At 68.2% G+C, this 13074-nt stretch carries 7 protein-coding genes; 6 read left to right on the forward strand and 1 reads right to left on the reverse strand.

All coding sequences use genetic code 11. The annotated features are described in order from the left end of the window. Nucleotides 1–32: 32 nt before the first annotated feature. Nucleotides 33–8723, reverse strand: coding sequence for a DNRLRE domain-containing protein (locus ABZ714_RS21485; protein ID WP_358826880.1), 8691 nt, complete (start codon nt 8721–8723; stop codon nt 33–35). Between the two features lie 318 nt (nt 8724–9041). Here ABZ714_RS21485 and ABZ714_RS21490 point away from each other — a divergent pair, with 318 nt between their 5' ends. From ABZ714_RS21490 to ABZ714_RS21515, 6 genes are all read left to right on the forward strand, one after another. Beyond that, on the forward strand, nt 9042–9569 hold the full coding sequence (locus ABZ714_RS21490) for a hypothetical protein (RefSeq protein WP_358826881.1): 528 nt from the start codon (nt 9042–9044) through the stop codon (nt 9567–9569). A gap of 86 nt (nt 9570–9655) precedes the next feature. Next, entirely contained in the window at nt 9656–9895 is a 240-nt protein-coding gene (locus ABZ714_RS21495; protein WP_358826882.1) for a hypothetical protein, read from the forward strand. After that, on the forward strand, nt 9892–10383 hold the full coding sequence (locus ABZ714_RS21500) for a Clp protease N-terminal domain-containing protein (RefSeq protein ID WP_358826883.1): 492 nt from the start codon (nt 9892–9894) through the stop codon (nt 10381–10383). The genes ABZ714_RS21495 and ABZ714_RS21500 overlap by 4 nt, the downstream gene beginning before the upstream one ends. 61 nt (nt 10384–10444) lie before the next feature. After that, nucleotides 10445–11374: an ABC transporter ATP-binding protein gene (locus ABZ714_RS21505; protein ID WP_358826884.1), complete on the forward strand. Its 930-nt coding sequence runs from the start codon at nt 10445–10447 to the stop codon at nt 11372–11374. Beyond that, nucleotides 11371–12216, forward strand: coding sequence for an ABC transporter permease (locus ABZ714_RS21510; RefSeq protein WP_358826885.1), 846 nt, complete (start codon nt 11371–11373; stop codon nt 12214–12216). Before ABZ714_RS21505 ends, ABZ714_RS21510 begins: the two co-directional genes overlap by 4 nt. Before the next feature lie 256 nt (nt 12217–12472). Next, complete coding sequence (locus ABZ714_RS21515; protein ID WP_358826886.1) at nt 12473–13066, forward strand: hypothetical protein; 594 nt, start codon at nt 12473–12475, stop codon at nt 13064–13066. Nucleotides 13067–13074 lie beyond the last annotated feature (8 nt).

Raw genomic sequence — 13074 nt, forward strand, 5'->3', positions numbered from 1 at the left:
CACCCGATCGGGCCGACTACGGGAGCCCTCGATCAGCGACGCGGCGAGAATCCATCCGGAGTGTTGTAGACAATCGCCGAGCCGTACGTCTTATTCGTTATGCTGTACCATTCCAGATTGAGTTTGTCCGGCGCCAGATTACCCGACGCGTAAGACGGTGTCACCTGATAGAAGAGAGTCTCGTTCCCCTCTTTTATTCGAGCGGCGAGATCGCGCTCGATATTGCTCATTCTCGGACTATTCGCCCTCGCGTGCAGGGCCACGAGGTTCCGGCGGTCGTGTCCCGACCCACCCAGCTGATTCCCCAGCAGATGGCCCCGGGCCCAGCCCTTCTTCTTCATCCCCGGAGGCGTGACCAACGGGTCACCCCATGTAATGTCAGGCGGGCGCGGAACCTGCGTTCCCCGCACATGGGAACCGGCGTTGCCCGACACGATCTTCTCCTTGCCCTTCTCCCAACTGAAGCCTCCACCGGTCAGGCAGGCCCTCATTCCCGTAGCCCGCCCCTTGTCGTCCAGTGGGCTGTAGTAGACGGAGCTCTGGCCCTGCTTGCACTTGGCACGGCTGACCGGAAAATCATGGCCCCAGTGGTACTCGTTGATCTCCGTTTCCTCCGCCAGCAGCCCGACGTCATAGTTCGGCTTCTTCTGGTCGTACGGGGTCTTCGTCGGCGTCTGGATATCATTCCAGCCGATACCAGTGAGAAGGGTGTCGACGACCGTACCGATCGGATTTCTCTTGGCGACGGTCTTGGTAGCGGTTCCAGCAAAGCTCTTGGCCTTGTCGACCGCCTTCTTGAAGGTGTCACGGATCGAGAAGTGACCATCGAACTCGATACTGCTGACCGGGTTCCCACCGCCGTACGCATACCGGTTCCCGGTATACGGATCGGCACCGAGGCCCATATCCGCCAGCGCGCCGTTGTACATATCGCGGCTGGTGAACCGGTTGAGCCCGGGGGTGTAGTCCCGGAAGCCCATGTCGTATGTACCCGAGTTCGCGTCCCAGCGGGTCGCGTTGTACCGGTAGGGGTTGTACGCCTCCTTCGCCGGGTTGGCCGCGTCGGGCTTGTCGATACCGGTGAAGTCGGATTGGTCGTCGTTGCCGTAGGCCGAGTAGCCGTAGGTGTTGGTGGCCCGGCCGTCGGAGCCAGTGACGGTTTCGACGTCGTTGTGGCTGTTGTAGCCGTAGACGCCGCTCTCCGTCGTGCCGTCGGCCTTGTGCTTGATCTGGGAGAGCCGTTCGCCCCACGGGCCGTACTGGTACGAGGCCGTGATCGCGCCCGCGACCGATTCGCCCAGTACCTCCTGGGAGAGCCCGAGGTAGGTGTAGTCGGTGGTCTTGTTGCCGACCCGGGTCTCCGTGGTGCGGTCCAGCGGGTCGAAGCTGTACGTGGTGGACTTCAGGACGCCGCTGCTGTCGGCCTTCTGGGACTCGACCACATGGTCGAAGCCGTCGTAGACCTTGCGTTCCGTGATGTTCCCGCCGGTGGTGACGGTGTCCTGACGGCCGAACGGGTCGTAGTTGTACCGCGAGGTGACCCCGCCGGAGGCGCTGGTCAGCAGGCGGTTGCGGTCGTAGTTGTAGGTCGTGGTGGTGCCGCGGACCGTCTGCCTGATGACATTGGCGTTGTTGTCGTGGACATACGTCTCGGTTCCCGCGCCGTTTCCGGTGCGGACCGACTCGTTGAGCCGGTCGTTGGGGTCGTAGGAGTAGTTTGTCGTCGATTCGAGATACGCCGTCGTGTTGTCGGCGTTCATCTTCTTCGCGACGTCCTGCGTCTTGTTGCCGTTGCCGTCGTAGTCGTAGACGTGCGAGGCGACCAGGGTGCCGTTGGACTGCTTCTCGGTGGTCGACTTGATGGTGCCGTTGAGGTGGTACGCGTGGTCGACCGTGTTGGCGTTGGCCTTGGTCTCGCGGAGCCGCTGGCCCTTGTCGGTATAGGTGTAGGTGGTCACCTTCGGCGAGGTGTCGGCCGCCGAGCTGCCCACGGAGACGGTCCTCACCAGGTCCCGCAGGTCGTAGGTGTATCTGGAGAACTGGTCGGGGTGGGTGACGGTCTCGGGCTGCCCGTTGGCGTCGTAGGTGTAGGAGGTGGACTTCCGTTCCTGGCCCGCCAGCGCCTCGGTGACCTTCTGGAGCTGGTTGAGGCCGGTGTACGTCATCGTGTACGCGTCGATCCTGGCCCCGTTCGACGTGTCGTCGATCGAGGTCAGATTGCCGTTGACGTCGTACGCGTAGGCGAAGTTCCGCCGCTCGGTGTCGGCGGGGTCGCCGGTGGTGTCCCGGATCAGCCGGACCGCGTCGGCGGCGACGGTCCCGGTGGCGTTCTGGCCGACCGTGATCCGTCCGGCGTTGCCCTGGTTGAAGGTGTAGCTGCCGAGGGGGACCCAGGTTCCGGCGGCCACCGTCTGGTCCTTGCTGACCGTCGCGGTGCCCGAGGCATGGGTGACGGTGTACTGGGCCGCCGTGGTCGCCCCGCTGACCTGCGGATACTTCACATAGGCGGTATAGGTGCCGTTCCTGGGGACGTTCAGGGTCCAGGTGAAGGCGTCCGTACCGGCGCCCGGGGCGTGGGTGCGGTGGTCATGGCCCTGCTGACCGGCGATGTCCCCCTTGGTCCAGGTTCCGGTCGACGAGGTGTTCTGGATGTCGGAGTTGTCGACCACCACCACGGACCGGCCGGCCGGGTGGCCCTCGTCGGACTTGGTCCGCAGGCTGCCGTCCGGGTAGTACGACCAGTTCATGGTCCGGTCGGCGGCGTCACCGGCGGAGGAGATGGTGCGCCGGATCTGCTGTCCGAGGTTGTCGTAGTCGTGGCCGGTGACGATGTCCCACTGGTCGGTGGCGGTCTTCGCCCAGCCGTTGTCGTAGTAGCTATAGCTGGTGTCGTTGCGGGCCGTCTCGCCCTCGGACGGCGGCAGCGACACCTTGGCGACCCGGCCGACGGCGTCGTAGTCGGTACGGGTATGGACGTTCGGGTCGTTGTAGCGGGTGTCGGCCGGGTCGTACGGCTGGTACTGGCGGATCGGCCGGTTCAGCGCGTCGTACTCGGTCCGTGCGGTGAAGTCGTCGGCGGCGGCCGTCGCCGTGCCGCGCGGGGTGACGACCCTGGTGGTGTTGCCGACCTGGTCGTACTCGAACCGGGTGGTCCGGTCGGTGCCCGCGACGTAGGGGACGCGGATCTCCTTCTGGTCGCCCCGCTCGTCGTAGTCGATCTGGGTGGTGTTGTTGTCGGCGTCCGTGGACCGGACGACCAGGTCGTCCTTGTCGTAGACGGAGGAGGAGATCTTGCCGGTCGGGTCGGTGATCGAGACGACCCGGTGGTTCAGGTCGTAGGCGGTCTTCGTGGTGAAGTCGTTCGGGTCGGCGGTGGCGTTCTTCTTGGGGTCGACGACGGTGGTGAGGTTGCCGACGTTGTCGTAGGCGTACGAGATGGTCTCGTTCGCCGCGTTGGCGACGGTGGAGATCCGGTGCAGCTCGTCGTAGGTGTAGGTGGTGGTGTAGGAGCCGGGGGTCGCGCCGGGCAGATTGCCCTTGGGCTCGGTGACCGTCCGCAGATTGCCCTCGGCGTCGTAGCTGTACGTGGTCCGCCGGTCGGCCGAGGTGTGGTTGTTGCCGGGCGCGGTGGCGGAGACGACCTGGTCCGCGTTGTCGTACCCGGCGGTGGAGACGGCGCCGTTGGGCGCGGTGGAGACGGTGATGTTGTCGTTGGTGTCGTACTCGGGCGCCGGGGTGGTGATCAGCTGTCCGGCGCTCTGGTCCTTGGGGACCGTGGAGACCAGGGGCCGTCCGAAGACGTCATAGGTCTGGGTGGTCTTCTTCCCGAGGGGGTCGGTGACCTCGCGGACGAGGCCGCGGGCGTCGTAGACGGTGGTGCTGGTCCGGTTCAGGGCGTCGGTGCTGGTCGCCGGGTAGCCGTGCGGGCCGAAGCCGGCGTTGGTGCTCGGGTTGCCGTTGGCGTCGGTCGCCTTGGTCAGCAGCCCGTGCGCGTTGTACTCGTACTTGGTGGTGTAGTCGTTCGGTACGGACGGGGTGGCGACGCCCTTGGGGTCGGTGACCGTTGTCAGGTTCCCGAAGGTGTCGTAGCCGAACAGCCAGGCCCGGCCCTCCGGGGACGTCTTGCGGAAGAGGTCGGCCGAGAAGCCGTCCGCCCGGGTCTGGTACTCGTACCGCATGGCGTTGGCCGGTACCGCGTTGGGTGCGCACTCCGCGGCGGTCGGGACGCCGTTGCGGTTCTGCTCCGCGTCCCGGATCCACAGCGGGTAGCCGGTCTTCTGGTCGTAGCAGTACGCCGTCTTGGCGCCGTTGTGCTCCTCCAGCTGCACCACGTTGTTGTCGGTGTCCCAGACGCTCCGGGTGGTCTCCGCCTTGGCGTTGGTGTGCCGGATGCCGCGGCCCGCGGCGTCCGTGACATAGACCGCTGCGCGGTTCGAGGCGTCGGTGACGGTGGTCGCGGTGTGGGTGGCGTCGGTGGTGTCGACCGCGTAACCGAACCGGGTGTCGCCGCCGGTCCGGTCGGTGATGGTCTTGGTCCGCCAGTTGTCCTTGACGTCCGTCCCGGCGCCGGGCACGTTATGGACGAGTGCCGTGTTCTTGCCGCGCGGGTCGGTGGCCCGGATCAGTTTGACGTTGCGGTCGCTCTGGCCGGGGTCGTAGCCGAAGGTGAAGACCTTCGGCTGGCTGCCGCCGTCACCGTCGGTGAGCTGCCCGAGGATGCCCTTGGCGGTGTAGTGGAAGGACACCTTCCGGCCGGATATGTCCGTGATGGACTTGACGTGGTCGTAGATCCGGGGGTTGGTGAGATTGGTGCCCGTGACCTTGGTGCCCGCGTCGTTGATGTACTCGTAGCTCGCGTCGCCCTTCTCCCAGTAGTCGACGGTGAGCGACTGCCGGTTGGCGGGGTCGGTGACATAGACCAGGAACTTGATGGTCCGGTTGTTGGAGACCCGCTCCTCGTAGGCGAACTCCTGGCTGTTGCCGTTCTTGTCGACGGTCTCGGTCAGATAGCCGTCGCAGCCGAACCGGAACCGGGTGCCGTCCGGCCGGGTGAGGGTCCAGGCGTCGGAGACGGAGTCCTGGGACGGGGTGCAGCTCAGGCCGGTCTTCATGGTGAGCCGGTAGTGGAGTCCGGCGGGCGCCTGCCAGCTGCCGTCTGCCTGCTTCCGGAACAGATGGGTGGTGCCGTCGCCGTCGGTGAGCCGGATCTCGGTGGGGTTGGTCCGGGGATGGAAGTCGAGCGGTGTCCCGAGCCGGACGGGTCCGGCGAGCTGGGCGGTCCAGCCGTGGCCGAGGACGGTGTCCGAGGTGTCCTGCGAGTTGTAGGAGAACCGGGCGAAGGTGTTCAGACCACGGCCGGGGTTGCTGAAGGCGTTGTACGACCAGACGGCGTTACCGGCGCCCAGGTTCGTCATCAGCGTCGAACCGGCGCCGGTGTTCTTCCCGGCGTACGAGTGGTACCTCTCCGCACCCAGGTGGTGGGCCTTCAGGTCCTCCACCGCGACGTCCTGCCGGAGCGGTGGGATGCCGCCCGCGCCCGCCGAGAGCCAGCTGCCGTCGGAGACTTTGCGGATGTCCCAGTTGATGTAGTGCTCGGCGCGTTCATTGCCGGTGGTCGTGATGTCGGGGGATCTGATGGCCGCGGTCACGGTCGCCGACTTGCCGGGCAGCAGCGCCGGGATCGCGGTCCGCTTCTGGTTGGCCGCCGTGGTGACATCGGTGCCGTCGGGGAGCTTCCAGGTGTACGACAGCTCCCGCTCACCGGCCGCCCACGCGGTGGAGGTGGTGTTGGTGACCGTGACGGCGCCCGTGTAGTCGGTATTCGTCGTCATCCGGTGCGGGGTGTTCGGCGCGTAGTACGTGTTCTCCGCGGTGGCGTCGACGTAGATCACCCGCAGCAGCGGGCGGAGCTGGGGGTCCAGGGCGCCGGCGGAGAGGAAGAGAGAACGTTCCTGCGGTCCGGTGGCCGACTCGTCGTGCAGCTTGACCAAGGCGCCCTTGTTGTTGGCGGGGGTCCGTACCCAGCTCTGGGTGATGCCGGTGGCGTCCCACCAGTGGCGGCCCAGATCGGTGTTGAAGGAGGGCACGTAGTCGGCGACGGCGGACGAGTGGTCACCGCCGGGCGCGGTCCACGCCGTGGTGGCGTTGGCGTTGTTCCAGGTGGCGGCGGTCTCAGTGAACTCCCTGGTGAGGCTGTGGAGGTTGTAGCGCGCTTTGGCCGTGCCGGTGCGTTCGGTCTGGTTCCGCCAGAGGAACATCCGGCTTTCGAGAATGGTGGCCGTGGTCGGGATCGCGGTGGTCGGGAAGTCGATCACCGCCCGGGTCTTGCCGTAGGTCGTGGAGTTGTTACCGACGGTCAGCCAGTGCTGTCCGACCGCGCCCTGTTCGATGGTGTTGAGATTGGTGGTCGGCTGGGCCGACGACAGGGTGGTGTCGGTCTGTCCGGCCTGGATCAGCCGCATGGTGCGGCCTGCCTTGGGAATGGCGACCAGTCGCGTCGGGGAGCCGAGGAGCTGTCCGTCCTTGGTCCTGACGGCGATCTGGTAGTAATACACCTTCCCGATCTCCTCGGGATGGCTGTCCGGGGTGGGGACCGCGGTGGTGTCGGTGTACTGGGTCCGAGTCCGGGCAATCGGTGCGATCCGGGTGGCGGACGAGGGGGTGAAGACCTGCTGGGTCGAGCGGTGCAGCTGGTACTCGACCAGATCGAGATCCGGGTCCCCGGTGCCGTTGCTGTAAGCGGGCCAGGAGAGTTCGGGGCCGGTGGAGTGGATCACGGTCGGTGACCGCAGCGATGTGCCGACCTTGTCGAAGGTGACCGTCAGCCGGGGGATCGTGGAGGTCTCGCCGCCGTAGTCGAAGTCCCCCGCCTCGTAGGCGGGCCCGCCGAGGGGCGCGGTCGACGTCTCGTTCACGGCCTTGACCACGAAGCCGTGGTTGGGCGAGCTGCCGTTGACCCACTTCTGCACGGTGTCGGCGACGGCGAAGTTGTGCCAGGAGTTGTACTCGCCGACGTCCTTGCGGATCTGGGCCGCGTTGACCAGCCGTACGGCGTCGGCCATGGTCCGCTTGGCGGCGTCACCCGTATCGCCGAGCACGATGCTGCCGGTGGTGCCCTTGGTGAAGTCGATCTGAGTGGTGCCGAGCTGCCGCCAGCCCGCGGTCCCGGTGGACTGGTTGACCGTGTAGTTCTGGGCGGGCTCGGCGGAGTTGATCCGATAGGGGGCGGCCGGGGCGCCGTCGGTCTGCGGGGTGGTGTACACCTCGACGCGGTAGTCGGCCGTCTCGTGCACCCGCGGCTGGTAGGTGTACGACTCACCGGTCGCCGCGTTCTTGTTGTAGGAGTAGTCTCCGCCGATGCCGGTACCGGTGACGCGGGGCCATTCGCCGACGGCGGCCGTCCCCGGGTCGCCGTCGTCCAGCTGGACGGTGGTCGAGGACTGCTCCCCCACCAGGGCGTTGGTGTTGTTCCAGGTCGCCGTCGCCTCGTCCCACGCGCCCGTGGCCCGGCGGATCTCGACATCCACATTGGTGGTGGCGGTCGTATGGGTCTGGTCGTAGTAGAGCCCGAGCCGGGCCGCGTCGATCTTGGCTCCGACCGGGATCTCGTCCAGCGGGAACTTGATCAGGGAGCGGGCGATCCCGGTGGCGCTGGTCTTGCCCGCCGCCATCTCCCAGGTGCCGTTGAAGTTGGTGGTCGGCTGGTCCGAGCGGACCATCACGTCCTGCGACACCGATGCGGACGGGGCGATGGTGATGGTCGGATCGATGACCACGGGGTACGCCCGCTCGGGCGCGGCGAGCCAAGCCGCGTCCGGGGTGAGAGCGAGCCGCCAGCCCTTGCCGTGCCGGGTGAGCTTCTGCGTCACCTTCGGGCTGAAGGACTTCCCGTACGGGGAGGTACGGTCCTTCCGGCTGTCGGTCATGAAGGCGGGCGGGATCACCAGCACCGGGGTGCCGGGGTCCTCGCCGAACAGGGCGATCGAGCCGTCCCGGCGTTCGGTGGGCCGCAGGGTCCCGGCGTCGAGGGTGAAGACGTACGACACCGGTTTCGCGGGCCGCCGGGCGAGGGTGATGTTCTCCTTCACCCGGCCGGCGCCGACCTGGTACGAGACGTCCGCGCCACCGGCCAGGCCCTTGTAGGTGACGGTGTCGCCCTTGGCGGCGGGCCGTACGCCGCGGGCCGCGTCCAGCAGTCCGAGGGTGACGGTCTCGCCGGTGGGGGCCTGCAAGCGCAGCAGCCGCCCCGGGTCCGTACCGAACCAGCTACGGGTGACGTTGGAAGTGTTGGCGAAGGCGAATCCCTTGGTCTTCGTCGCCTTCACGGTGGGGTCGACGGACTTCCAGGCGGCGCCCGACCGGTAGGAGACGGGGGCGGCTGATAATTCAGCCTCGACCCGACCGTCGGAAAGCTGCCAGAATCTTGCCTGCGGGGTTCTGCGTTCCGCCAGTTCCTTGATCCGCTTGGCCGGTGGCGCCTTCTTGCCCCGGGTCAGCTTTTCCCGGCTGGGTATCTCGATCTTCCCGCCGACCGGAGGTTCGGCCCGCTTCGGCTTCTTCTCGTCGTCGTCCGAGAACCAGCCTTTGACCGTATCGAATGCACCCTTTCCGTCACCCTTGCCCGAGGACGACGTCTGTGCGGCATGCGCCGCCTGAGGTAACAGTGTGCCCGCGATCGCCGCTGCGACCAGGCAGGACACCCATCTCCCATAGGGGTTTCTCACCTAGCGTCCTTCCGTTCCGGCGCACCGCCCCATCGCTGGAAAGACGAAAAGCGGGCACGCCGAATGAGCTGGAGCGGAGTTTTCCGCCCAGCCGAAACCCTTTTCCACCGCACCGGGAGAACGTTCGGATTTCTTCTCCAGGCATGGCGGCGAAGAGTATCCGGCATATGCCCGACGACCTGTCAACCCTTTGGACATTTGGGGCAGTAGCCGGGTTCAAGGGCGGCGTATTGCCCCGTTTTCGCCCGGGGCTTTCGCTTCGGCAGGACGATGGTGTATATCCACCGGGTCGACTGTCCGGAGATCCGGGAAAGGCGGGTGGCGGTCATTTCAGCCAGCAAAGTCCATGAAGGGGAAGAGACGACACCGGAGCACACCGACGCCCCGGAGGTGACGACGGAGAGCGAGCGGGGACCGCGCGCCCGGTGGTCGCGGCGCCGTTCGGGCGCCATCGCCGGGGCGCTGGCCCTGGTCTGCGCGGCCGCCGCATTCGGCGTCTACGTGTCATCCGGCGACGACGGCTCCGGGGACGATCCGCCCGCCCAAGCGGTCCCGACGGTGGCGGTGACGTACGAGGTCACCGGGGACGGCCCGGCGGAGATCACCTTCCGCCCGGCGGGCGGCACGGCCCCGGCGACGGTGGTCCGCGACGCCGCCCTGCCCTGGCGCACCTCGATCCGGTTGCCGGTCGGTACACCCCCGACGGTCTCGGTGGTCCTCGGCGATCGAGGCACTACGGCGACCTGCACGGTCACGGTCGGCGGCGAGCACGTCCAACGCGCCGTGGCCATGGGCCGGTACGGGCGTACGACCTGCGGCGGGGAGGGGGCGGCGACGGGGCGGTGACGCGCGGGCGGGGCCGGCGGGTACGGGCCGGAAGACGGTAAGCAACCTGCGTTGACAACACCCATCGGTCAACCTAAGTTGCTCGCATGACGAGTGTGGAGGACGGCCTCGTATCGCACGATCCCGCCCGGCAGTTGGCCGCGGCGGTGGCACTGCGGCGCCTGGCCGATCAGCTGGAGGACGCCGCGGTGGAGCGGGCCATGCGAGCGGGCTGGAGCTGGCCGGACGTCGCCGAGGCACTGGGGGTGACCCGTCAGGCGGTCCACAAGAAGCACGCCAGAAGGCTGATCGCCCTCGGTGTCGAACTGAAGAGGAGGATGATGTGACCCGGCGGCAGTTCGACGTCTATATCGAGACGGTGATCGAGTCCGGTGCCGAGGAGGCCCAGCGGGCCGGATCACCCACCGTGGAAGCCGAGCATCTGCTGCTGGCCGTCGCGGCCGACCGGGAGAGCCCCGCCGGACAGCTCCTCGAAGCGGCCGGACTCGGCCGCGACGCAGTCCACCGGGCGCTGGTACGGGAGTTCCGGGAGAGCCTGGCGGCGGCCGGAATCTCGATCGCCGAGGAGGATCTGCCGCGCCCTGGAGTGTCGGCGACACGCCCCTCCCGGCTGGGCCAGTCCGCCAAACTGGCCCTGGAACGCGGCCTGACGACGGCCGGTGCGCGAAGGGATCTGCGGCCGCGGCATCTGCTCCTGGGCATTCTGCTGCTGGAGTACGGCACCGTGCCCCGCGCGCTGTCGCTCGCCGGAGTCGACCGCCCGGAACTGCGCGCACGCGTCGAGGCGTCGCTCGGCACGGAGTCCGCCTCATGAGGGCGCGCGCCTCGACAGGGTTACGAACCCCGGGCCGCGATACGGCACGCGGGGGCGACCGATGACGGCCCGGGCCGGGATCGCCCTGGAGGTGGAGAGCCTCCGGATGCGCTACGGCAGCCGTGACGTCCTGAATGATGTGACCTTCCGGGCGCACCGGGACGAGGTCCTGGTGATGCTGGGCCCCAACGGGGCGGGGAAGACCAGCACGATCGAGATCCTGGAGGGCTTCCGCGGGCGCTCGGCCGGCCGGGTCCGGGTGCTGGGTGTCGACCCCGAGGACGGCGACGAGTTCTGGCGGGCCCGGATCGGGATCGTGCTCCAGTCCTGGCGGGATCACGCGAAGTGGCGGGTACGGGAGCTCCTCGCCCATCTGGCCACGTACTACACCGCATACGCGACCCCCGGGGTCCCGCGGCCCTGGAACGTCGCGGAGCTGATCGCCCGGGTGGGCCTCACGGACCACGCCGACCAGCGGGTCCGGATGCTCTCCGGCGGGCAGCGGCGCCGTCTCGACGTGGCCATCGGCCTGGTCGGCCGCCCGGAACTGCTGTTCCTGGACGAACCCACCGTCGGCTTCGACCCCGAGGCCCGGCGGACGTTCCATGACCTGATCCTGGGGCTCGTCGCCTCCGGGGGGACCACCGTCGTACTGACCACCCACGATCTGGCCGAGGCGGAGAAGCTCGCCGACCGGATCGTCGTCCTCGACCGGGGGCATGTCGTCGCCGACGGCACGGCCGGTGAGCTGGCCGAACACTTCGCCGGTGCGGACGAGGTCCGCTGGACGCTGGACGGACAACGCCATACGCGGTCGGTCGCCGACTCCACCCGGTTCGTCCGGGAACTCTTCGAACGGCACGGCCGGGCCGTCGACGGGCTGGAGGTCAGCCGGGCGTCGCTGGAGGACACCTATCTCTCCCTCGTACGCCGGGCCGAGTCCCGCGCGGCCGGGGCCGGTACCGCCGGAAAAAGGGGGCGGGCGCGATGAACGCCGTAACAATCACGATGCGTACCGGCCTCACCCGGGGGTTGATCGAACTGCGCCAGGCTTTCGCGGGGTTCGAGCTGCTCAACCAGCTGCTGTGGCCGGTGGCGACGCTGGTGGCCGTCTTCTTCCTGCGCGACCGGGAGTTCGGGGACACCGGAATCGAGCTGGGCCTGCTGGTGATGCCGGGCGTTCTGGGCATGTTCATCGCCCTGGGCATGCTGCTGGTGATCCAGTACCTCGCCGTCGAACGCGAGGACGGCACCCTGCTACGGGCCAAAACCCTCCCCCACGGTATCCACGGCTACTTCCTGGGCAAGCTCGTCACCACCTCCGGATCGACCCTGGTCTATCTGGTAATCCTCTTCGTCCCGGGCGCCTTCCTCGTCGACGGCCTGAAACTGAACGCGCCGGGCTCCTGGCTGACCCTGGCCTGGGTCCTGGTACTGGGACTCGCGGCCACCCAGTCCATCGGCGCCGTCCTGGGCGCCCTGGTCTCGGGCCCCCGGGCGGCGGGCGCCGTATCGGTACCGGTGATGGCCCTGATCGGTATCTCCGGGATCTTCTACCCGATCACCTCTTCGCCGGACTGGTTGCAGTGGACTGCCCAGGTGTTCCCGGTCTACTGGCTGGGTCTGGGCATGCGCTCCGCGCTGCTCCCCGACGGCATGGCCGTCATCGAGATCGGCGAGTCCTGGCGGCGGTTGGAGACCCTGGGCGTACTCGGCGCGTGGGCACTGGCGGGACTGGTTCTGGCCCCGGTCGTACTGCGCCGGATGGCCCGGCGGCAGTCCGGCTCGAAGGTCGCGGAGTATCGGGAGCAGGCCCTTCAGCGGGTCGGGTAGGGCTGCGGGCGAGGCCGGGAACAGGTCGGCTACAGGGCCCTGAACAGGGGGTTTCAGCCGTTCCGAAGCCCCGGCTCCAGCTCGGTGGATGCCGGTGGAACCCGGCCCGGGGCCTCGGCTACGCCTGGACCTGCCAACGGGGCCCCAGCTGCCGAGGGAGTTGCTTTCGGCCATGGCCGGGGCGACGGCCCGATGGAGTGTCAGTACCCGGCATTACGGTCGTGGTCTCAGGCGAAGCCGATGGAGGACGGAGTCTATGGAGTCCGATTTCGCCTCGGAATGGCGGCAGTTGAAGGCGGATGCCCTGGCTCGTCGCACCGCCGCCGGTGAGGGCGACTGCGATGACGGCGACGGGTCGCCCTCCGGCATGCCCGCTCCGGACGGCGGCCCTTCCTCCGCTTCGACGGCCGAGACTCCTCCCGCCCGGGGGCCGCTGTCCGTGCCGCACGTACAGGACGTGCAGGGACACGGACGGGTGGCACCGGAGGACGTACGAGTCCGTGCGGAGGCCGAGCTGCGGCACTTCCGCAGGCAGCGGGTCCGGGTACCCCTGGACGAGGCAGGCGGTCCGCTCACCGTGGCCTTCGGCGGGATCGACTGGATCTGCGCCTTCACGGACGAGACCGCCCTGGCCGCGTTCCACCGGGCTCGCGGGAGCGGCGAACCCGGGCTGCCGGTATCGCGGGTGCCCGGCGCCTATCTGCTGGACGAGGTGATCCCGGCGGCGGGCTTCCCGTGCGGGGTCGCGGTCGACGCGGCGGGGCCCGAAGTCCGGATGTATCCGCCGCTACGCGGAATCGTCCCCGACCGCGCGGCCCTCGACCGGGGCGTCGCACCACCGGGGCTGTGAACGGAGTT

This window comes from Streptomyces sp. NPDC006798, from assembly GCF_040635975.1.
Lineage (GTDB): Bacteria > Actinomycetota > Actinomycetes > Streptomycetales > Streptomycetaceae > Streptomyces.